A 21,767-nucleotide genomic window follows, 5' to 3' on the forward strand; every position below is an offset into this window, starting at 1 on the left:
CATGCAAAATGCTTGCTCGATGACCGGTCAGTTCGATATCAGTGAGACGGATAAGGGTGAGAACAGTCGGGGAAACAGTCATGGATGACGACGATGATACGCCTTCGCCAGCACCTTATGCGGTGGCGATAAAGCGCGCGTCCCTCCATCATCACGTCGTCGACAAGCTTCGCGAAATGGTCAGTCGTGGCGACTTGCCTGCTGGCGAGCGGCTGAACGAAGTTGCCCTTGCCCAGGCGATCGGCGTTTCGCGCACGCCCATGCGCGAGGCGGTGAAGCTCCTTGCGTCAGAGGGGCTGCTTGAGTTGCTGCCGGGTCGCGGAGCACGCGTGCGCCAGTTTTCTGCCGAAGAACTGTTCGATGTGTTCGATGTGCTTGGCGCTCTCGAAAGGCATGCCATCGAAATCGCTGTTTCGAAGCTGACGCCCAAGGCGTTGACCGAAATCGAGCGTCTGCACAATCAGATGGGCGAGGCCTACGCGAAGCGGAACCAGAAGAGCTATTTCAAGGCTAACCAGAAGCTTCATGCTCTTATTGTCGATCTTGCGGGCAATCCGGCCTTGTCGAACACCCACATGACGTTGACGAAGCAGTCGGTCCATAATCGCCACGAGACACTGATCTCGGAACAGCGCTGGAAAGAGTCTGTTGCCGAGCATCAGGCGATATTCGAGGCGATCGTCAAGGCCGACGCTACCCTTGCAGGCCTGCTGATGCTTGATCATAGCCGAAAGACCGGGGCGGCTGTCGTCGACGCCGCCCGTGCTGCCAATGAAATCCGGGCGAGTAGCAGAAAATGAGCGAATTCGACTTGATCATTGCCAATGGCACGGTCGCGACGGCAGCTAACTTTTTTGCAGCCGACATCGCCGTCAAGGATGGCAAGTTCGTTCAGATCGGCCAAAACCTTACCGGCAGCAAGCGCCGCATCGATGCTTCAGGCAAGTTCGTGCTGCCCGGAGGCATCGACAGCCATGTACATATTTCCCAGCCTTCCGGGGAAGGGATTGTCATGGCAGATGATTTCGAGAGCGGCACGCTATCCGCTCTATTCGGGGGCAACACAACGATCATGCCATTCTGTTTGCAAGAGAAGGGACAGTCAATGCGGGAAGCGTTGACGGCTTATCACGCTCTTGCCGACGGCCAATGCTATACGGACGTCAGCTTTCATCTGATCATCTCGGATCCGACCGCATCGGTTCTCGGTCAGGAACTGCCGGCGCTTGTTGCCGGTGGATACACTTCCCTCAAGGTCTTCATGACCTACGAGGGTCTGCGCCTGAACGATGCTGAGATTCTAAAGGTGCTGGACGTCTCGCGCGAGACGGGCGCCACCGTCATGGTCCATTGCGAAAACGAGGACGCGATCCTGTTCCTGATCGCAAAGCACGAGCTTGCCGGCGACGTGGCACCCCGCGCGCATGCCTCGACGCGTCCGATTGCCGTCGAGCGTGAAGCGACACATCGCGCGCTGTCACTGGCGGAGGTCGTCGATGTGCCGATCGTCATCGTCCACGTATCCAACGGCGAAGCCATGGACGAGATTGCAAGGGCGCGTGCGCGAGGCGTGAAGGTGGTAGGGGAAACGTGCCCGCAATATCTGGTGCTAACTGCCAAGGATCTTGATGGCATGGATTGGGAAGACGCCAAGATGGTCTGCTCGCCGCCGCCGAGAGATGAGGCTGCACAGGCGGACTGCTGGCAGGGGATTGAGACGGGTGTATTCGATCTCTTTTCGTCGGATCACTGCCCGTTTCGTTATGATGACCCGCAAGACAAGCTCAATCCAAAGGGCTCTGTCAATTTCCGGCATATTCCAAACGGAATTCCGGGCGTCGAGACCAGACTACCGATCCTATTCTCCGAAGGAGTGATGAAAGGTCGCATCGATCTGCCACGTTTCGTTGCCCTGACTTCGACCAATCATGCAAAGACGTATGGCCTCTATCCGCAGAAGGGGTCGATCGCGATCGGTGCAGATGCCGACATTACGATCTGGGACCCGGAGGCCAAGCGAACGATCCGACACGCCGAACTCCATGACGGGTCCGATTACTCCCCTTATGAAGGCATGTACGTCACGGGCTGGCCAGTTACAACGATCGTTGCGGGTGCTGTCATGGTCGAGGATGGTATTCTGGTCGGCAAGAAGGGGCAGGGCAAATATCGCCCAGCAACCACGCGCCCCGTTGGAATTCGCGGCCAGGCATAAAGCGACATGACAATGAAACTGAAAATCATCGCCGGCCCCTTCACCTTCGATGCAAAGCTTGAAACCGAGAAGGCGCCGAAAACCTGCGAGGCATTCCTTAAACAGATGCCGCTCAGCGGAAAGATCGTGCACGTCCGCTGGTCAGGTGAAGGTGTGGATACCGTTGGGCAATTACGAATTTGGCGTGAGCTATGAGAACCACACCAGCCATCCGGCACCTGGCCACATCATCCTTTATCCCGGTGGCATCAGTGAAACCGAATTCCTGATTGCCTATGGCGGTGTCGATTTCTCGTCCAAGATGGGCCAGCTTGCCGGCAATCACTTTATTACGATTACCTCGAATTTGGATCAGCCTGCAGAACTTGGGAAGATGACACTATGGCAAGGGGCGCAAAGGATAAAGTTCGAAGTAGCTTAATCTTCTGCGCTTATTTACGGGGGTCGGTAGTTCGGTTCCCTTCAATCAGAACTTAGGCCAAGTGGCGCGGACCTCCAAGGATAGGTTACTCGCTTAAGATTACGTGACTACTCTCGTGAAAAGAGGCAAATGAACATCAAGATCATGCGCGGATAAATCAATGATTTTATTGATAAAATACAAGAAAAGCGATCGAAGACAATCGTAGAGTCTGCCGCTCGCGGGGGAAAATAGCAGAGCGTCGGGAGTCTGTCACAATCAGCGCGTCCGGCAGACGCTCGTCTGCAACGCGCACGGTTTCATAGTACATCCAACTCAGCTCCCGGTAAAATTCACGATGCTCTCACTATCCATGAAAGCCGGCAACCTGCTTCGGTATGAGGAAGCGTGCGGTCAGGCCGCACAGGAGAACTGTGAACAGCAGGACGAGCGCGACCAGCGCGTTGATGTCAGGCGAAAAACCGAGACGCATCATCGCCCAGAGCCGCACAGGCAGTGTGCTCTGGGTGCCGGTTACGAGGATCGTGATCATCGTCTCGTCGAATGACAGCGCGAAGGCGAGGATCGCACCGCCGGCCATGGCGCTGGAGAGATTGGGCAGGATCACGCGCCAGAACGTCTGCCAGCCGTTTGCGCCCAGATCATAGGAGGCTTCCACCAAAGTCCGGCTCACGGACTGCAGACGGGTCAGGATCGTCCGGTAGACGATTGCCAGAACGAAAATGGTGTGCCCGATGACGATGGTCACCAGCGATCGATCGAAATTTATCTCGCGAAAGAAGATCAGCAGCGCCAGGCCGCTGATGACGGGCGGCATCAGGAATGGGAGGAAGACGATGAACTGCAAGGCACCGCCACCTGCACGATGACTGTGATAGTAGAGCGCCAGAAGCGTGCCGCAGACAACGGAAAGCACGACGGTGCACAGGCCGACGATCAGGGTGGCACGCAGGGCGGCCAATACGTCGGTGTTTTCAGTCAGTGCGATGTAGGCGGAAAGCGTCGGCGTCGACCAGTCCGCCTGCCCGTGGTTTATGACAAAGAACGACGAAACGATAGGCACGAACAGCGGGCTGTAAAGCAATATGGCGACCAGCGCGGTGATGGCTGCGAGCAGAATGGTGGAAAGGCGCATAGTGTTCATCGGGGTAGTCCCTTCTGGCGGCCGAAGCGCTCGCCGGCCAGGATCGCGGCGATGACGACCACGGCGAGTGCGACAGAAAGGGCCGCGCCAAACGGCCAGTTGAACGCCGTTCCGAACTGGCTGTAGAGAATGCGGCCGAAGGTGAAGCCATTGACGCCACCAACCATCTGCGGTGTGAGGAAGTCGCCGATGGCAAGGACGAAGACGAAACTCGCAGCTGAGGCGATGCCGGGAACGCTTAAGGGAAGCGTGATACGCATGAATGTCTGGATGCTGCTTGCGCCCAGATCAGCGGAGGCGCGCAGCAGCACCTGCGGAATTCGCTCAAGCGTCAGGAAGATCGGCAGAATGGCGAAGGGGATCAGGAGCAGTGTCAGGGTAAGGAGGATGGCGTTCATGTTGAATACGAAGAGTGACGAAGGCTTTTCCAGGATACCCAGTCCCACGAGCATGGTATTGAGAAAGCCGCTCTGTCCGAGGATGCTGCGGATGGCGTAGATCTTGATGACGTAGCTCATGAGAAGCGGCACCATGAGCATCATCAGCATGATGTATCGCCAGCGCCCATGCAGGGTCGTCAGGAAATAGGCAGCGGGATAGCCGAGCAGCACGCAGATGACCGACACCGAGAGGCACAGCACGCAGGTGCTCCAGAATATCGGCAGGAACACCGGCTCGGTGAAGAAGCGGACGTAGTTGGCGACGGTCAGGGTGTAGTTGATCTCCCCGTGGTCGACGCTGAAAAAGCTGTAGGCGAGGAACATCAGCAACGGCGCGACGATAAAGAAGACCGGCAGCGCGAAAGCGAGCAGCGTGACAAGCGCCTGATATCGGCCTGAGCGCCCGTTCATGCCAGCACCAGATGGGATTCGCGCGCGGAAAAGGACAGCGCCATCGTTTCTCCCTGCCGAAACTGGCTTCCTGTGGCGCGGCTGGGGACGCGCAGCCGGAGATGCTGTCCGGCTGCATCGATATGGGCGACGGTTGATGAGCCGCTGAAGGCGCAGTCTCTCACCGAGCCGGAAAAGCGGTTGACGCAATCTTCCGCACCTGCAGGGCTCAGCGCCTCGGGACGGAAGACGGCAAAGGCCGCCTGGCCTTCCGCAGCCGCCCGCAGATCCGGCTGGTTTCCGATGCAACAGCTGAGCCGCCCGAGCGGCGTATCAATCGCACGGAAGTCACCGTCGACGACGCCCAGCTTTCCTGGCACCAGGTTGTTCTCGCCGAAGAAGCGGGCGACGAACTCGCAGCTGGGCCTGTAGTAGAGTTCATGCGGGGTTCCAAGCTGGCGGATGCGGCCGGACTCCATGACGCAGATCCGGTCGGCCATGCCTATGGCCTCCTCCTGGTCATGGGTGACAAAAAGGAAGGTCGTCTTGATTTCGCGCTGGATCGATTTCAGGAATTCCTGCATCTGGCGGCGCAATTCCAAATCGAGCGCGGCAAGCGGCTCATCGAGCAGGACGAGGCGTGGCTCGCATATGAGTGCGCGCGCCAGGGCCACGCGCTGCCGCTGGCCGCCGGAGAGCTGCGCCGGATAGCGGTCAGCGAATTTGCCGAGCTGGACAAGATCCAGGGCCTCCGTCACACGGCGCTTTATCTCGGGCCGAGGCCTGCGGCGAATGGAGAGACCATAGCCGATATTGGCAGCAACGGTCATGTGCGGGAAAAGCGCGTAATCCTGAAAGACGGTGTTGAATGGCCGACGATTGATCGCCACGCGGCTGATATCGCGGTCATCAAGATAGATTGCCCCCGATGTTACCGATTCAAGGCCGCCAATCAGGCGCAATACCGTTGTCTTGCCGGAGCCGGAAGGTCCGAGAACCGTGAGAAACTCGCCATCCCGGATAGCAAGATCGATCTCGTGCAGCACCGGTACCGGGCCATAGCTTTTCGAAACGGCCCGCAGACTGAGCAGGTCCAGAGATTGTGTCATCTTATACTCTCGGTCTGAAGGAAGCGGTGGCCCGGAAGGAGCCGGGCCACCTTATTCAAGAAGAGTCCGTGTTGAGGATCAAGGCGTTGCCTTGACCTCGTTCCAGATATCCGAACGCTTGAGCGGATCTTCGACATTGTCGAGCCAGATCAGCTTGTCATTACCGCCGGCGCTTGCCGTTGCAGTGACCGTGTTGCCGAAGCCGGTCCGTTCCGAGAGCTGCGAGCTGACCGTCTTGGAGATCATGAAGTTGATCCACTTCTCGGCCGCAGACTTGTCGTGGACGCCCTTTGAAATGACCCAGTTGTCGAGCCAGGCCAGCGCGCCTTCGCTCGCATTGATGTAGGCAACATGGGCACCGATGGCCTGGAGGGCCTTGAGCTGCTGCTGGCCGTAGTTGGCCCAGATCAACGCGACGTCGTTGGCCTTGTAGATCTGCTGGGCCTCGTCAGCCGTCGTGTAGAAGCTCAGCACATTGTGCTTAAGGTCAATCAGCTTGGCCTGGACGGCCGCCAGCTGCTTCGCGTCGAGATGGAACGGATCCTGGTAGCCCAGGGTGAGGGCGGTGAAGGACACATTGTGCTCGCCGTTGTCATAGGCGAGCACCTTGCCCTGGTAGGCCGGGTCCCACAGGACCGACATCGATGTCGGCGCCGGCTTGACCTTGTCGGTGTCGTAAATCAGGCCGATCGAGTCGAAGCAGAAGGGAATGCCGTAGACCTTGCCGTCCTTGGTGTCGCCATGCACGGTGGTCAGATCGCGAAAGCGCGGCAGCACTTCCTTCTGGTTCGGCAGCGCATCGACGTCGATCGGCGTTACCAGGTCGGCTGTGATATAGCGCTGGAGCTGGGCGGTATTGACGGCGAAAACGTCGAAATCCTTGCCTTCGCTGCCCTTCATCTTTGCCCATGCTTCATCATCGCTGCCGATGAAGACGACATCGACGCCGATGCCGGTCTCTGCGGTAAATTCCTTCACCCAGTCCTTGTCGGCATAGCCATCCCAGGCCATGACGCGGAGATTTTCGGCGAAGGCGGCCGATGCCATCATCGACACGGCAAGGCTGGCGGCGGCCATCCCTGTAAAAAGCGTCTTGAATCCCATTGTCGTTCCCTTTTTTGTTTGGTGTTCAAATGCGATCGGTAAGTGAATTATCGCAGTGGTCGTGTGACGGTCACCAGACCGGCTGGGGACCTCCGTTCGACCCGGTTGTGAAACGGCTTTCCGAATAGGTTTCCCTCGATCTCATACCCAGCCCCCATCGACGATGAACTGTTGGCTGGTGCACATGGCGCTGTCGTCGGCGGCGAGAAACAGGGCCATGCGCGCGATGTCGGAAGGCTGCAGGCGATCGGGAAGGCATTGCCGTTCCTCGATTTGGCGCTCGCCGGCTGGCGTCAGCCAAAGGCGCATCTGCCGCTCGGTCATGACCCAGCCCGGCACCATGCAATTGACGCGGATCCGCTCCGGCCCCAGTTCCCGCGCCAGGGCACGCGTCATGCCGTAGACAGCGGCCTTGGCCGTGACATAGGCCGGGCAATCGGGGTCACCGACCATCCATGTGATGGAGCCGAAATTGATGATCGAACCGCCGCCAAGGGCCTTCATATAGGGACGCACGGTCTGCGCGGCGAAAAACTGATGGCGCAGGTTTACGGCCATGCGATCATCCCAATAGGCGACTGTCACGTCTTCCGTCTGGTGGCGATCATCGCTGCCGGCATTGTTGCAGAGCACCTGGATCGGGCCGCTCCGCTCGGCGGCCTCGGCAACCGCTGCCTTCAGGGCCTCGATATCCCTGATGTCGCAGGGGATGAAAAGCGGTGGGCGATCCCCATCAGCCGCGATCGCGTCGACAAGCTTGCGCGACGGTTCCTCGGCGATGTCGACGAACGCCACATGGCTGGCCTGGGCACAGAAATGCCTGACCAGGCTTTCGCCGATGCCGCCGCCGCCGCCGGTGATAAAGATGCTTTTGCCCTTGAGGCTTGGATAGCTGGCAAAATTGATCGGCTGGTTGCTCATCATGCGTTCCGCCTAATGGGAGTTACGGGGGATGCCGGCATCGCGGCAGCCGACAAGGAAATCGAAATCGCAGCCGGTATCGGCCTGCGTGACCCGTTCGACATAGAGGCTTTGGCAGCCTCCACCTGTCCTTTCGGAACAGCGACAATCCCGGCCCTGTAAACCTCGGACAGATAGGCCGAGCAGTTGATTGAAAGGCCGATGACGCCGGCCATGAAAGGGTTGAGGCGGATGCCGAAAGCCGGAAGAACGAAATAGATATAAAACAGCTGCAGAAGCGCCGGAGTGCCGCGGATGATTTCGATGTAGGCGGAAGCAAGAACCCGCAGCAGCTTCGAACGCCCGACCTTGGCCAGAGCCAGCAGAAGCCCGCAAGGCAGGCTGATGAGCATGATCCACATCGTCAGTTCAAGGCTGGTGATCGTTCCCAGCACGAGATCGGGCAGGTAGTCACTGAAGCCATCGAAATTGAACATGTCCGAGAATGTCGTCACGTAAAAGCTTTCTGAAAAGCCGGGCGACTGAAAGGTGCACCCGTTCCCCAGGATGCCCTCAGTTCTTTTCCGGGATGTCTGTCAAAATTGTTCTGTTATACGGAACGCCGTTCGGTTATACGGATGATAGGGGTGTCTTCGTGGGTTTGTCAACTGTCGTCGTTGCAGGTCGGCGTGCGTCTTGCTATGCCGTCAGCGGCCGCGCCGCTCGCTCAATCAGGCGTCAGGAATGTTCGCGCCAAGCAATCGGCTGATCTTGTCGGCACACGCCCGTACGGCGCGGCCGAGATCATGCATGTCCTCCAGGCTGCGCCCGCCCTTCATGCTGGTGACGCTGATGGCCGCAACGCCATCGCCGCTGCGGTCGGTAACGGCAGCTGCCACGCATATGACGCCGAGATTGTCTTCCTCGTCGTCGAATGCATAGCCGCGGTCGGCGACGTCAACGAGGTTCTTCACAAGCTCGGCAGGTTCGGTGATCGTATGTTCGGTGCGGCTCGGCATGCCTATCCGCTTCAGGATCTGAAAGACGCGGGCCGGTGGCAGCAAGGCCAGCAAGGCCTTGCCGACACCCGAGCAATGCGGCAATTCCCGGGTGCCCAACGAGCCGGCCAGCCGGAATATGCCCGGCGCATCGACACGGCTGATGGCAACCGCGTAGCCATCGTCAAGGACGGCAAGGCGAGATGTGAGCCCGGTTTCCTGGGTCAGCTGCTGCAGCAGCGGCATGGCGATCTGCGTGATGCCGGTGTTGGCGGCGGCGCGATCACCCAGATGCACCAGCGCCAGTCCGAGCCGGTAACGTCGTGAACCCCCGAGCCGTTCATCGGCGATGAAACCGCGCGCAAGCAAGGTCTGCAGCAGGGTAAATGCGGTGCTTTTCGACACCCCGATACTGTCGGCCAGTTCTGCGACAGTCATTCCCTCGGCGCTGTGTTCACCCAGGACATGGAGGATATCGAGCGCGCGGCTGACGCTGCGAAGTGCGTATTTGTCGTCGGTCTTGGCCGTTTCTTCTTTCACGGAAGCCTCGTTGAACGGGTGGGATGCAGGCCAGTCGGCCCTGCAGTTGACAGGTCCGCTCCAGCGCTCTATCGTTTGTATAACAGAACGTCGTTCGGTATAACAGAACAATTTAGGTGTGGCCTTAAAATATTCGCTTATTTCCGCGGCTGATGTCCTGCGCGTTGAGGCTTCCGGCTTCATCACTAATCAATTGCCTGCCGTCTCATCGGGCTGGTGCCCGTCCCAAAACCTTTGAGATCCGCCGCCTTCCTCGAGAAGGCGATAGTGATCGACCAAACCACGGAGAGCCCAAATGCGCCTCGTTCAGTTCACCAATAGACGCGGCGAGCGGCGTGTCGGCGCCGTCGGTGCTGATGGCGAGCTTCGTCTGACCACACGCGAGCACACCGTTTACGATCTGGCGCAGGCAGCCATCTCCTCGGGTATCAGTCTGGATGAGGTCGTCTCCGGCCAGCTCGGCGACGAACGCGAAGACTACGACGCCATTGTCGCGGAAGGGCGGATCCTGCCACCGCTTGACCACCCGGAACCGGCGCGCTTCCTGATCACGGGTACCGGTCTGACCCATCTCGGCAGCGCCGATGCCAGGGACCGGATGCATGACCTTGCTCACGGCCCCGAAGCCGAGATGACTGACTCTATGAAGATCTTTCGGATGGGTCTCGACGGCGGAAAGCCGGCGGAAGGCGAGATCGGCGTGCAGCCGGAGTGGTTTTTCAAGGGGGTTGGCACCTGTGTTGTGCCGCCGGAAGCGCCGTTACCCTTGCCATCCTTTGCCTTGGCCGGTGGCGAGGAAGCCGAGATCGTCGGTCTTTATCTGATCGGCCCGGATGGTACGCCCTGGCGCCTCGGTTTTGCGATCGGCAACGAGTTCTCGGACCAAGTGACGGAAGCGCAGAATTATCTTTATCTGGCGCATTCCAAGCTCAGGGCTTGCTCCTTTGGCCCTGAAATGCTTGTTGGCACCTTGCCGCAAAATGTTGAGGGCCGGATCCAGATTCTGCGCGACGGCGCATCGATCTGGCAAGGTGAGTTCTTGAGCGGCGAAGCGAATATGTCGCATTCGATCCAGAATCTGGAACATTATCATTTTCGTTATGAGATGTTTCGCCGCCCAGGCGACCTGCATGCCTATTTCTTCGGCGCAGCGATCCTCAGTTGCGCCAATGGCGTGACAACGATGGCAGGGGATGTCTTTGAGATAGACGTTCCTGTCTTTGGTCGGCCGTTGCGCAACGCTATGATATCGTCAGAGCCTGTCACGGTCAAAGTACGACAACTCTGAGGAAGAGCTTCGAGCGGTTAAGAGTTTCTACGATTGGCCGCTTGAGACAATGGTGGTTTCCAAGGGCGATGTCATGTCATCTGCCCTTAGGGATATTGAGCCTGACATGTGGGAAGATGCGACCGGCGAAACTGCCAGAGTTTATGAGCAAAGGCTCGCGGGTGGGTAAATGAAACAATGCGACATCGCCGAACGCCGCAATGTCCGGCGGAAAATTCTATCATAGTTGACAGCGTTAGCGTGCCACGTCTCACTTGAAACTGGATGCCTTTCCCAGCAGTCATCAGCTGGTTCCAATCAAACAATTTGACTGATCGAAAGATAACGCCATTGCTCGACGAGGCCCATTTCGAGATTTGGATTTTAGTCGTGTCATCGACCGCGCTAAAACGCATTGGGTTATCAGGCTAATCTTGAGCTAGGCTTCCGTCGCAACAACTATCTAACTGCGACCGCACGGGTGAGGCGTCAAGTGCCTTAAGGAAATCAAGTATCCAAGGTACTTACGAAAGCAAGGCCCCCGGTTTAATTCCCATCAAGGCGATTGGTCGGACTTACCGTGTGCCTGCGTTATTCAGGAAAATCCGTCAGAACGACCTTCCCAGACAACCCGCCCGCCTCCATCCGGCGATGGGCGTCCGATGTAGCCGTGAGCGGATATACCGCTCCAATGACCGGCTTGAGCACTTGTCCTACCGGTATTGCCAAGTTGTTTGAGGCTGGTCGCGTGCCATTACGGGGCGGCTATTTTACGCCGCCATTTCGGCGGTGTACTCGGCCCACAGGCCGAATGCGTCAATCCGTGCATGGCGGTATGAAATGGCGGTAAGACTGTCGCGGCGAGCGCGGAAGATCGTATTGATTTGGTCATGGGCTGACAGGAAGCGTTGCGCCTGACGAGGCGATTTGAACCGCCCCATGATCTTCTCGCGTTTTCGGGTCAACCGGTGCGAGTTTTCAATTCTGTTGTTCACGCCCTTATGCGCCCGATGATCGGCATCCGGCGCCAGGGTCTGTATAAGCTTGACATAGCTGCCAAGCTTGTCCGTGACGACGACGCGCGGCTCGCCAAATTGCCTGACCAGTCCGGAGAAGAAACGCTTGGCCGCCTTGGTGTTGCGGCGCCGCTGAACCAAGATGTCGAGCATATCGCCATCCGCATCGATCGCCCGCCAGAGCCAGAACTTCTGTCCGCCGATTGCAATGACGGACTCATCCATATGCCACTTGTCATTTGGCTTGGGGCGGTCCCTGCGAATGCAGGTGGCAAAATGGCGGTCAAAGCGATTAATCCATAATCGAACAGTTTCCCGGCTAACGATCACGCCGCGTTCAGCAAGCAGGTCTTCCACATCCGCCGTGCTCAGCGAAAACCGGTAATAGGCCCCCACCGCATAAGCAACAATCTCACGCGGAAAGCGAAACCCCTTCAGCCGGGGAAAAAGGCGCGGCAATTTCATTGCGCGTCGATACCTGACACGCCAGCCTCAAACAACTTGGCAGTACCGCAGCAACATCGTCATGCTCGTTTGGGGCGTGTGGAGGTCAAATCGATGCCTTTTGCAGTCTGTGCTCGATCTCTTCTAAGAAGCCGGGCAGAGGGTACCAGCTGGAATGGACGAGATGGAGCGCGCCGTTGACGGTCGAGAGGCCAATGGTTTGCTCGCCATCATGGCCTCGAAGGACGACAGGAGCCCAAAGAGCCTCGATCGTCAGATTTCCGATCGATGAGGAATAAGGAAGCTGCCCAAGATTGGAGACAAGCATGGTTTCGGAGAAGGCGTCTGCGTTGAAACGAGCGCCTTCAGCTTCATCCATGTCAGTCGACATTGCATCATAGACCGCACTGAATACGGGCGCTCCGCCTTCTAGCGTCTTAAGCGGAAGTAAGGAAGCAGTGACGGACCTAGCCATCTCCCACGCATCGTCAGGCGCGTTGGGTTCGATCAACGTTGTAGCTTTGGCTATTGCAACAACGCACTCGTCGTTTAGCTCAAGTAGCTTGCGAAGGTCCACCGGAGAGAAGATGCTTACCGCACCGTCGCGCCACGTTGGGTCAATACTGCGCCCTGCCAAAGTTGCTGTGGCACAAACGATACCGTGTATAGTGGTCCGTTCAAGACGAGCACGCTCGCGAAGTAGGCCAGTCGTTTCGGGTTTGAGGATGAGGCTTGTGACGTGCACAGGCTTTTTCAAGCATTCGACAGCCAGCGTGTGCGAGAATTTCTTGCCAGGCGCCGATGATGGCCGTGTAGGAACACCCAATTTCTGGTCGATCGAGGGCGGGAATTCATAGGGATCCAGTCGCTGCCCTGAAATTGCCGAAAGTAAATCGCGCAGCATAAAGATTGATGACAAGCCATCAGCAATCGCGTGATGGGTGACCAGCAGAACGAACGACTTCTCAAGCTCATGGATCAACACCACGCGAGCAAGCGGCCCCTTCGTCGGATCAAACAGCGTACTGATCTCACGTTCCGCTTCTCTCTCCCACGTTGTTCCAGGAGGCGCGACGCGCAGCGGGATGGGGCGTCGGGAGCATCGGTGGAAGTGGGGTACTCGCTGTCGCGTGGAATCGATCGAAACAGACAGCATTGGATGACGTGCCTGCAATGCATCCACAGCCGCCCTCCAATCAGTCACGAGAGTTCGTCCCTTTATCTCTGCGACGATACAGAAATGCTTGGGACAACTGTGATCGAAGAGCCAGAAGAACTCCTCAATGACGCCCAGCGGTCGCACCACGTCGAAATCAGTATCCAAAACGCTATCCTTTTCATTCTAATCATTCGATTTTATCGGCTGTCAGGAACTACTTGGATCGACGTTGACCCAGTGAAGCCTCTTCGCCGAAAGGCGACCACGTTTGGGACATGGCGCCTGATACAGCGCCGCCCTCCATAGGGTGCGCGATCACGAATTCACTGTAGAGGACACGCTGCTCGCTCACTGTCGTGACCGAAAGCGCTCCTGAATAATCGCCAGTCTCAGTCGGTGGCATTCCAGTCACACGCAAAAGGCGGATTGACGAAGCGTTGGTCCTTGGGGAGGGAGGCTATCAAGGAGAGGTCTTCGTCATCCAGCCGGATCGATGCTGCATCGAGATTTGCCTTTTGAGTTTCGGTTCGCGCAGCCTTCGGGATCGCGATCACCCCTTCCTGGCCGAGGAGCCATGCGACAGCGACTTGCGACCCGCTAACATTGTGTTTCAGGCCAATCGACTGCAGGATTGGGTCGCTCGCCGCGCGGCCCTGCGCCAAAGGGGCATAAGCAGTCAGCGCAATTCCCTTGGTGCGCAGGTACTGAAGCATCGGCGCTTGCGACCGATACGGATGGTACTCGATCTGATGAACTGCGATCGGAACCCGTATGTCTTCCACAACGCGCCGGATCATTGGCATGTTGAAATTGCACACGCCGATCGCTCTCGCATAGCCATGTTCACGAAGACGCGCCATCGCAGTCAGGGTTGAGGCTATGTCCATGTCGGCCGATGGCCAATGCACGAGAAAAAGATCGACATAGTCCATCTTCAGCTTTTCGAGGCTTGTAGCAAAGGCTCGCTGCAAAGCTTCCGGCGCCAGTTGATCGTGCCAGACCTTGGTCGTGACGAAGAGTTCGCGACGATGAATGCCCGAGCCTGCGATTGCCGTACCGACCGCCGCCTCATTTTCATACATTGCCGCGGTATCAATATGCCGATATCCGAGCGAAAGCGCGGTTTCCACCGCCGGCTGCGCGCTGACGCCCGGCATCCGGAACGTTCCGAGGCCAAGACGAGGTATCGTCACACCCTGCGTTTCGATTGTGTCCATTGAATATTCTCCTTCCACAACAAAGCTGGAGATGCAGGCGGAAGAACCCCCTGCATCCTAATCGCTCTATCAGGCGCGATCGTCGGTGTTGTCACCGGCCACGAGTGCGTCTACGACCTGCTGCAGCGAGGTATTTCCCTTTTTCGCGAGGCGGCCGCTGTCCTTGAACTCGATCCAGCTTTCATTGAAGCCGTCGAGCATGCGAATACGCGGCGTCGGGTTCTTCATCCCTTGCGAGCGGAACAGGTCCTCCCAGGTTTCGCGGTTGACAACCTCGACCTTCACCGGCCTCTTGAGCGCAACTTCGAACGCTTGCGCGAGGTCATTTGGCGATACACGCTGAGCAGCCTCCAACTCGATGACCCGTTTTCCGGTCCAATCCTGCTGGATTAGTTCTCCCGCCAGGATCCCGATGTCCTTCGTTGCGATCATCGGGAACTTTTTGTCCGCGGGCTGCAGGAAGCTGTAAAGAATGCCAGTGTCGCGGGCCGCGCCTACGTCCCAAAGTGCATTTTCCATGAACCATGCGGGCCGGAGGAAGGTGACAGGCAGGTCAAGTTCGTTGAGGGCTTTTTCCAGCATCGTGCGCTGGGACAGCAGATTGTCCTCTTTCGCGTCTGCGCCGATCGTCGACAGGCAGAGGACTTTTTTCGGGTGTGCGGTCTTTAGAGCGGCGACGACACTGTCGATCACCTTTTGCGCCTCGGGATAGCCAGGCTCGGGGTCGAACTCGGACGGCGGAAGAATGAACACGGCTTCGGCGCCGACAAAGGCGGCCGACAGCGCCTTTGCGTCTTCCATCTCGGCTAGAGCAACCTCGCAGCCGAGAGCGGCCCATGATGCGCCCTTGGCCTGATCGCGAACGATCGCACGGACGGCCTTGCCGTTTGCAAGCAGGGTCCGCGCAAGCGCGCCGCCGACTTTGCCGGTGATTCCAGTGATAGCGTACATGTCTGATTTTCCATTCAGAAAGAGGAGAGATTAAGCGAGGCCGTCATAGAGCCCGCGTTCGAAGTCGCCGTAGAGAGCAACGACGCGGTCGTCATAGAAGGGAAGGAGCTGCGTAAAGAGGGATCCGGTGACCTTACGGACGGGATCGATCCAGAAGTGGCAATTGAGCAGTCCGGCCCAGGACACGCTTCCCGCAGAGCGGCCGTGCGGGCCCGCCTCAGTGTTGATGTCGAAGGAGTAGCCCCATTTGTGCTTCTGATCCGGAAACTGATCGAAGCTGTTCGAGTAGGCCGGTGCGGCCGACTCCATCTTGCGAACATTCAGATCCCCGATCTGATTCTGCATCATCATCGCGACGGTCTCAGGCTTGAGGATCTGAACCCCGTTCAACTTGCCTCCATGGAGCAATGCCTGAAGGAGCATCATGTAGTCTTGCGGGGTGCTGTATGCGCCGCCACCGCCCATGAAAAATTCCGGCCTCTGAGGCATCTCGAACGGCATCGCTTTCAAGCCGCCGTCAGTCTCTCTGCTGAAGCATGTCGCGACACGGCGCTTCTGCTCGCTGCTGATCAGAAACCCCGAATCCTTCATTGCAAGTGGCGCGAAAATGTTCTCGCGAAAATAGACTTCCAACGACTGATCGCTAACAGCTTCGACCAGCTTGCCAGTCCAGTCCATGCTGATGCCGTACTGCCAGCGCTCCCCCGGCTCGAATTCGAGCGGCACATTGAAGGCGGCGTTCTGGCAGGTGGCGATATCGGGTAAGCCGGTGGCGGTCTCGTACCGCACTATCACATCACTCCAGTTCGCATAAGTGTAGCCGGAGGTATGCGTCAGAAGGTGATGAACCTTGATTGAGTTCCTGGCGGGACGCAGCTGTGGCTGACCGTTGGCATCAAAACCCACCAGCACCTTGGGTGCAGCAAGCTGCGGCAGGTATTTCGACGCATCGTCATCCAGCTTGAGGCGGCCCTGCTCAACCAGTTGCATGCATGCGGTCGCCGTAATCGCCTTCGTCATCGACAGAAGCCAAAAGACCGTGTCAGGCCTCATCGCGGTACCGGTGTCTACATTTGCCTTGCCGAAGAGGCCTTCATAGACGATGCCCTTCTGCGTTGCAGCCATAGCTACTGCACCAGCGACCGTGCGGTCATTGACTGCCTTCTCTATCGCGGCATCGATGGACTTAAACTTCGCATTTTTGAGGCGTGGGCTCTGGCTTGCTGCCTGAACAGCGCTTGCCCCAAGATATGCCGCCGCGACGGCCATGGTGCCGCGCGTCAGCACCGCTCTTCTCGTGATCTCATTCATGATTGTTTACCTTGAATCCAGACGGATCGCGGGTCTGGTAAACCGCTCGCCTTCGAAAGGCCGACGGTGAATACCTATCAAGAGCCATGGCATGCTAAAAGATCATAATAGTCATATTACAAATGACAAAAAATCACTGTTATTCCTTTCCACGGAATGCGAAAGCCTTGTCATGAGTTTTGACGGACGTCTTCTCACTGGGGTGAGTGTATTCTTGGCAGTTGCCGACGCCGGCAATTTCGCCAAGGCCGCGGACGTATTGGGAGTGACCCCTTCCGGCGTCAGCCGGTCAATCGGGCGACTTGAGACGAGGATGGGCGTACGTCTGTTTGACCGCACACCACGTTCCGTCGCGCTGACTGAAGAGGGACGTCTGTTTCGTCTACAGGCCCTACCGCTCGTCGCCGGTCTGGAGGAGGCCGCCGCGACCGCCGCGGGATCGGCAGCTGCGGTCGCCGGGAGGCTGCGCGTATCGATCGACCCTTGGTTCGCAAGGATGGTATTAGCGCCTCAGCTTCCGCGGCTCACCGAAAAATATCCAGATCTGAAAATCGATCTTATGACGACGAACGCGCGTGACGATATGATGAGCGGGTTCGATGTGGCTGTCAGATTTGGCTCGACGAATGCCGGGTCACTCATAGCAAGAAAGCTTCTGGATATCCGCGTCATCACTTGCGCAGCCCCCGCCTATCTCGAGAAACTCGGCGAGCCGGTCCGACCGGAGGAAATAAGTGGTCACGAAGTTATTCTGTTCCGGGACCCGGAAACCGGCCGAGCTTTCCCTTGGGAATTTCATCGAGGTGGTGAAGTTGTCAGCGTGAAAGTCGACGGCAGGATAATTTTCGACGACCCATCCGCAGCCATTGCCGCCTGCATGGCCGGTCAAGGTATCTTTCAGAGCCTGGAGATCGGTTTGGATCCCTGGCTTAAAAGCGGCGGGCTGAGACAAATTCTCAAAGACTGGTCGGACGAACATTATCCCTTGTATGCGTACCATCCGGCGCGCCATCTGCCACCGGCAAAGGTCAGAGCTTTCCTTGATTTTGTACAGCAGATCGCCAAGGAAAAAGCGCGCGACGGCTAAGCGAAAGACAAGACATTGCCGGGCGGGTGTGAGACCGTTCCTCGTTTCACATAACAAGGTGCCGTCGGAACTGTGGACTCTGTTTTTCAAGCAGATGGATCGAAACATTTGCCCGGGGGTACACGCCTGTGGCCGAAAAAGATCCGATGGTCTATGATCTCCACTGGGACGAAGACGAGCGGCTCAACGAATGGTGCGGCATGTTGCGCCAAGAGGAGGACTTGCTGGAGGTGTTGCAGGCGATCATTACCCTCGATGCTTGGAACGAACTTTCCGGCTTCAGCATGCGCCGTGGCTCTTCCGGCTGCCTTGCGCCTCGATCCTGCGGTAGGCCGGCGTCACGTCAGGCGCCTATCTGGTCGCGATCAATCTCGGCCTCAAAACAATTCTGGTCGATCGGCGCCGGCATCGCGATCGCGAATCCAGCACAGGTGTTGGGAGGGCCTGTTCAGCCTGCGCGTCGCATCTGATGGCCTATTCTATATAGCTCGCTTGCAGAGCTATTGGTGCGGAAGCCTCGGATAAGATCCAGCAGGTCGCCAGTGTCGTTGGCGAGAACTTCTGCCGAAGCGGTCGTTTCTTCCGCCATGGCGGCGTTCTGCTGGGTAGCCGTGTCGAGCAGGTTGAGCGCAGAGGAAATCGAGCGCAGGGTCGAATCCTGCTCCTGAGCGCTGTGCGCGATTTTCGAGACGATATCATCGGCGGCGGTGATCTGGCTGGAGATCCGCTTCAGTGCCTCGCCGGTCTTACCGACCATTTGCACACCCTGTTCAACCTGGCCGCTGGAGCGGGCGATCTGCTCCTTAATTTCCTTGGCGGCCGCGGCAGAGCGTTGAGCAAGTTCGCGCACCTCCTGAGCAACGACCGCAAAGCCCTTGCCGCTGTCGCCGGCGCGCGCCGCTTCCACGCCCGCATTGAGGGCGAGCAGGTTGGTCTGGAAGGCGATCTCGTCGATGACGCCAATGATCTTGGTGATCTCGGTGGCCGATTGCTCGATACCGCTCATGGCGGCGATCGCCTGCCCGACAATACCGTCACTCTGGCGCGCTTCCTGACTGACGGACGCCACACGGCTTGCAGCTTCCCGGGCACCCTCCGCCGTCTGGCGAACCGCCACCGTCAGCTCGTCGAGAGCTGCGGAGGTCTCTTCCAGATTGGCGGCCTGACGCTCGGTGCGCTGTGCAAGCTCGTTAGAAGCGCGACGGATCTCTTCCTTGGAAACACTGATATCGGTGCCTTTCAGGTTGACGCGGCTCATGGCCTGTTCGAGGCGGGAAAGGGCATCGTTAAAGTTATGGCGCAGACCCTCGTACTTTGGACCTAGATCGGCGCAGCGAACCGTGAGGTCGCCGACAGAGAGCTTCTCGAGCGAGACGCCGATGGTGGCGACCACATGCGTTTGCTCTTCGGCTTCCTTACGCTGGGCATCAAGATTGCGCTGGCGCTCGGCGTCCAGTTCGTGCTGCTGCTCTTCCTGCCGTGCCAGCATAGTGTGGCGCTCGCGCACTTTCTCCTGGAGTGCCTTGGTCGCACGCGCCATCTTGCCCACTTCATTGCCCATGTCGGTGTGGGGAATATCCAGGGTGACGTCTTCATCGGCCACGGCATTCAGCGCGTCGTGGATGGCATTGAGCGGACGCGAAATCCCTCGGATGATGAAATAGGCCGCAGCAATCGCCAGCAGGAACGCAAGCGCGGAGCCGCCGACTATTTTGATGGTCGAATATCGGATATCTTCTTTCAGATCGTCCGTGTAAAGCCCTGTAATGATGACGATCTGCCATGGTTCGAAGACTTTGGCATAACTTGCTTTGGAGTAGCTTCGGTCATTCGGGTCCTTGCCCGGCTTCGGGCCGATGAACTCGACATAGCCGCCGCCGGCCCGGCCCAGCCGAACGAGTTCGTCGCGATAGGCAAAGCCATTGGCGTCCTTCACGCCTTTGTTGCTTTGGCCGACACTCGGCGAGGTCGGATGAAATACCAGCACGACATTGTAGTCGTATCCGTAGAAATATCCGTCCGGCTCGAAGGTCATCTTGTTGAGCTGGCCATAAGCCTGCTTCTTGGCTTCATCAAGCGACAATTGGCCCTTCTCGACCCGGCTTTGATAGTCCTTCAGTATGGAGATAGCCGTTTCCACTTGCGTGCGCAGCATTTCATAGCGCTCATGGTAGATGGCCGTCGTTGAGGACCGAATCTGAAGGAATGTCAGGACTGCGAAAGTCGTTATCATGGCTCCAACCAGCAAAAACAGCTGGAGCGAGATTTTCATGTTCTTCATCGATACCCACCGCGCTGAGTTGCTGTCGTGCCCGTCGCGAAGACTGGGTCACATTGGCAACAATTCCTGCGCCTCCTGCGCATCACCGAACGCAACATGCATCCCAGAGCTAAGATTAGATTCTAAATTTAAATAAAAAAATAACTTGCTTAGATGAGCTGTTGGTTTCCGCTCAAAATTGAGCCGGTTATGGAGTGAACCCCTCGGGCTGGACCCGACGCCGTGCTGTCGGCACGCGTGCTCCGATCCTGGTCGAAGCGAAGGCCAATGCCCGCTGGTCGCTGGACTTTGTGCATGACCAGTTTGCCTGCGGCAGACGCTTCCGCGTCCTCAACATTGTCGATGATGTGACGCGCGAATGCCTGGAGCGATCCCGGACACCTCGATCTCCGGTCGACGTGTCGCTCGAGAACTGACGACGCTGATCGAACGACGCGGCAAGCCAGGAATGGTCGTTTCCGACAACGGCACCGAACTCACTTGGAATGCCATCCTCACCTGGTCGAAAGATCACAAGGTCGAATGGCACTACATCGCGCCGGGAAAGCCGATGCAGAATGGCTGTGTCGAAAGTTTCAACGGGCGCATGCGCGACGAGCTGCTCAACGAAAGCCTGTTCTTCGGCCTCGATCATGCCCGCCGCGCCATTGCTGAATGGGCGGACGATTACAACCCTTTCCGGCCGCACTCATCGCTCGGATACCAAACCCCGGCAGACTTTGCCGGGACCATCGCCGCAACCGGCTCCAACACTGCGCAAGATGAAAGCTTCGCGTTTCAGCCGGTTGCTCAAACCGCGCCATTTGGCGTATTCAAAACCGCCGGGGCTCTAGTCGTCGTTGGATGAAACTTCAGTGGCAGGTCACTCGATCTCCCGGGCATCGGTTGCCTGTTCATCCGTAGAAACGCGTGCGTAGCCGATAAGCTGACCCTTCGCCTGTTTCATGCCGGTCTCATTTGGAGATCGCGCAGACACAATATGTCGATGAAATTGAAGGTCGGCGACATATTGCCTTCAGCGCCCATGGCGCCGCCCGCTATCACTCGAGCCAGTTTTCGAGTTTGAGGCCGCTAATGCGCTGAAATTCGTGCATATTGTCAGTCACAAGTGTCAGGTCGAGTGCACAAGCATGTGCGGCGATCAGCAGATCGTTCAGGCCGATGGTCTGTCCTGCAGCTTCCAAGGCGGCGCGAATGTCGCCGTATTTGATATCGGCGGGGATATCCAGCGGCAGAATTGGGAGCGTTTCGAGTATGCTTTCGACCTTGGCCAATAGTTTGGCCGATCCTTTTTTTGCGCAGCCGTATCGCAACTCCGATGCGACGATGATGCTGGTACAAATCTCTTTGGGATCTACATCCTCGATGCGCCGTGCCACCGGTCCAAAGGGATTGCGTATGATGTCGCTGATGATGTTCGTATCAAGCAAGTAGCCGCTCAATAAATGTTCTCCGGCTTGGCAGGCACGTCCTCAATATCTGGGAACTGGTCTTCAGGCCCGAGTGGAGTGTCCTTCCTCCAATCGGCAATAAGCTCTACGATATTGGACGGCTTGGTTACGGGCTCAATGATCAGCTTATCCCCTTCGCGGTGGATCAACACGCGATCTCCTGGCAACTCGAACTCCGCAGGGATGCGTACCGCCTGGCTACGGTTATTGCGGAACAGCTTCACTTCTTTCGGTCTTGATGACGGCAATGATACGGACATATGACACCCTCCTTTGTATATGCCATAATGTATATGCCATCCCATGCTGATTCAAGTCCGGC

General features: G+C 57.7%; 20 protein-coding genes and 3 pseudogenes. 7 read left to right on the plus strand and 16 right to left on the minus strand.

Annotation, left to right across the window (positions count from 1 at the left end; genetic code table 11):
• The first annotated feature begins 80 nt into the window (after positions 1–80).
• The 3 genes and pseudogenes from GA0061101_RS29090 to GA0061101_RS29100 all read left to right on the plus strand — a co-directional run bounded on the left by GA0061101_RS29090 (position 81) and on the right by GA0061101_RS29100 (position 2,636).
• The gene (locus GA0061101_RS29090; RefSeq protein WP_092576389.1) at positions 81–800 is read left to right on the plus strand and encodes a GntR family transcriptional regulator; all 720 of its coding nucleotides are present in this window, start codon (positions 81–83) and stop codon (positions 798–800) included.
• A complete protein-coding gene (hydA, locus tag GA0061101_RS29095; RefSeq protein ID WP_092576392.1) occupies positions 797–2,215 on the plus strand; it encodes a dihydropyrimidinase in 1,419 nt (472 codons plus the stop codon). The genes GA0061101_RS29090 and hydA overlap by 4 nt, the downstream gene beginning before the upstream one ends.
• Before the next feature lie 12 nt (positions 2,216–2,227).
• A pseudogene (locus GA0061101_RS29100) lies at positions 2,228–2,636 on the plus strand (DUF3830 family protein).
• 346 nt (positions 2,637–2,982) lie between these two features.
• On the opposite strand, the gene GA0061101_RS29105 reads toward GA0061101_RS29100, so the two are convergent.
• The 7 genes from GA0061101_RS29105 to GA0061101_RS29135 form a co-directional block, all read right to left on the minus strand.
• The gene (locus tag GA0061101_RS29105) at positions 2,983–3,780 is read right to left on the minus strand and encodes an ABC transporter permease (RefSeq protein ID WP_092576395.1); all 798 of its coding nucleotides are present in this window, start codon (positions 3,778–3,780) and stop codon (positions 2,983–2,985) included.
• A complete protein-coding gene (locus tag GA0061101_RS29110) occupies positions 3,777–4,631 on the minus strand; it encodes an ABC transporter permease (RefSeq protein ID WP_047557183.1) in 855 nt (284 codons plus the stop codon). The genes GA0061101_RS29105 and GA0061101_RS29110 overlap by 4 nt, the downstream gene beginning before the upstream one ends.
• Positions 4,628–5,719, minus strand: coding sequence for an ABC transporter ATP-binding protein (locus tag GA0061101_RS29115; protein WP_092576398.1), 1,092 nt, complete (start codon positions 5,717–5,719; stop codon positions 4,628–4,630). The genes GA0061101_RS29110 and GA0061101_RS29115 overlap by 4 nt, the downstream gene beginning before the upstream one ends.
• Positions 5,720–5,797: 78 nt before the next feature.
• Positions 5,798–6,823, minus strand: coding sequence for an ABC transporter substrate-binding protein (locus tag GA0061101_RS29120; protein ID WP_092576401.1), 1,026 nt, complete (start codon positions 6,821–6,823; stop codon positions 5,798–5,800).
• 141 nt (positions 6,824–6,964) lie between these two features.
• Entirely contained in the window at positions 6,965–7,747 is a 783-nt protein-coding gene (locus GA0061101_RS29125; RefSeq protein WP_376774260.1) for an SDR family NAD(P)-dependent oxidoreductase, read from the minus strand.
• Positions 7,744–8,238, minus strand: coding sequence for an amino acid ABC transporter permease (locus GA0061101_RS41150; protein ID WP_245297600.1), 495 nt, complete (start codon positions 8,236–8,238; stop codon positions 7,744–7,746). The genes GA0061101_RS29125 and GA0061101_RS41150 overlap by 4 nt, the downstream gene beginning before the upstream one ends.
• Positions 8,239–8,454: 216 nt before the next feature.
• Positions 8,455–9,261 (minus strand): IclR family transcriptional regulator, encoded by an 807-nt coding sequence (locus GA0061101_RS29135; RefSeq protein WP_047640018.1) that lies wholly within the window; start codon positions 9,259–9,261, stop codon positions 8,455–8,457.
• Positions 9,262–9,556: 295 nt separating this feature from the next.
• On the opposite strand from GA0061101_RS29135, the gene araD1 reads away from it, so the two are divergent.
• Positions 9,557–10,549: an AraD1 family protein gene (gene araD1 / locus GA0061101_RS29140; protein ID WP_092576411.1), complete on the plus strand. Its 993-nt coding sequence runs from the start codon at positions 9,557–9,559 to the stop codon at positions 10,547–10,549.
• Positions 10,550–11,119: 570 nt separating this feature from the next.
• Here araD1 and GA0061101_RS40795 read toward each other — a convergent pair.
• From GA0061101_RS40795 to GA0061101_RS29170, 6 genes are all read right to left on the minus strand, one after another.
• Positions 11,120–11,236: a zinc-binding dehydrogenase gene (locus GA0061101_RS40795; RefSeq protein ID WP_280951446.1), complete on the minus strand. Its 117-nt coding sequence runs from the start codon at positions 11,234–11,236 to the stop codon at positions 11,120–11,122.
• A 62-nt stretch (positions 11,237–11,298) separates the two neighbouring features.
• Positions 11,299–12,009: an IS6 family transposase gene (locus GA0061101_RS29150; protein ID WP_092576414.1), complete on the minus strand. Its 711-nt coding sequence runs from the start codon at positions 12,007–12,009 to the stop codon at positions 11,299–11,301.
• A gap of 85 nt (positions 12,010–12,094) precedes the next feature.
• Entirely contained in the window at positions 12,095–13,312 is a 1,218-nt protein-coding gene (locus GA0061101_RS29155) for a phthiocerol/phthiodiolone dimycocerosyl transferase family protein (RefSeq protein ID WP_047640015.1), read from the minus strand.
• Positions 13,313–13,536: 224 nt separating this feature from the next.
• On the minus strand, positions 13,537–14,364 hold the full coding sequence (locus tag GA0061101_RS29160; RefSeq protein ID WP_092576417.1) for an aldo/keto reductase: 828 nt from the start codon (positions 14,362–14,364) through the stop codon (positions 13,537–13,539).
• Between the two features lie 69 nt (positions 14,365–14,433).
• On the minus strand, positions 14,434–15,315 hold the full coding sequence (locus tag GA0061101_RS29165) for an NmrA family NAD(P)-binding protein (RefSeq protein ID WP_047640013.1): 882 nt from the start codon (positions 15,313–15,315) through the stop codon (positions 14,434–14,436).
• Between the two features lie 30 nt (positions 15,316–15,345).
• Positions 15,346–16,626, minus strand: a complete 1,281-nt coding sequence (locus tag GA0061101_RS29170; RefSeq protein WP_047640012.1) for a serine hydrolase domain-containing protein — start codon at positions 16,624–16,626, stop codon at positions 15,346–15,348.
• Between the two features lie 172 nt (positions 16,627–16,798).
• Here GA0061101_RS29170 and GA0061101_RS29175 point away from each other — a divergent pair, with 172 nt between their 5' ends.
• Both GA0061101_RS29175 and GA0061101_RS38910 read left to right on the plus strand, forming a co-directional pair.
• Positions 16,799–17,713, plus strand: a complete 915-nt coding sequence (locus GA0061101_RS29175; RefSeq protein ID WP_047640099.1) for a LysR family transcriptional regulator — start codon at positions 16,799–16,801, stop codon at positions 17,711–17,713.
• Positions 17,714–17,844: 131 nt separating this feature from the next.
• A pseudogene (locus GA0061101_RS38910) lies at positions 17,845–18,137 on the plus strand (DUF1612 domain-containing protein); the annotation flags it as partial.
• Positions 18,138–18,161: 24 nt separating this feature from the next.
• Here GA0061101_RS38910 and GA0061101_RS29185 read toward each other — a convergent pair.
• A complete protein-coding gene (locus tag GA0061101_RS29185; RefSeq protein WP_047640011.1) occupies positions 18,162–19,994 on the minus strand; it encodes a methyl-accepting chemotaxis protein in 1,833 nt (610 codons plus the stop codon).
• Positions 19,995–20,209: 215 nt separating this feature from the next.
• Between GA0061101_RS29185 and GA0061101_RS29190 the strand changes: the two are divergent.
• Positions 20,210–20,841, plus strand: a pseudogene (locus GA0061101_RS29190) (integrase core domain-containing protein); the annotation flags it as partial.
• A 193-nt stretch (positions 20,842–21,034) separates the two neighbouring features.
• Here the strand turns inward: GA0061101_RS29190 and GA0061101_RS29195 are convergent.
• Both GA0061101_RS29195 and GA0061101_RS29200 read right to left on the minus strand, forming a co-directional pair.
• Complete coding sequence (locus GA0061101_RS29195; RefSeq protein ID WP_047640009.1) at positions 21,035–21,436, minus strand: type II toxin-antitoxin system VapC family toxin; 402 nt, start codon at positions 21,434–21,436, stop codon at positions 21,035–21,037.
• Positions 21,433–21,705, minus strand: coding sequence for an AbrB/MazE/SpoVT family DNA-binding domain-containing protein (locus tag GA0061101_RS29200; RefSeq protein WP_047640007.1), 273 nt, complete (start codon positions 21,703–21,705; stop codon positions 21,433–21,435). Before GA0061101_RS29200 ends, GA0061101_RS29195 begins: the two co-directional genes overlap by 4 nt.
• Positions 21,706–21,767: the final 62 nt, after the last annotated feature.

Source organism: Martinezella lusitana (assembly GCF_900094565.1).
Lineage (GTDB): Bacteria > Pseudomonadota > Alphaproteobacteria > Rhizobiales > Rhizobiaceae > Rhizobium > Rhizobium lusitanum.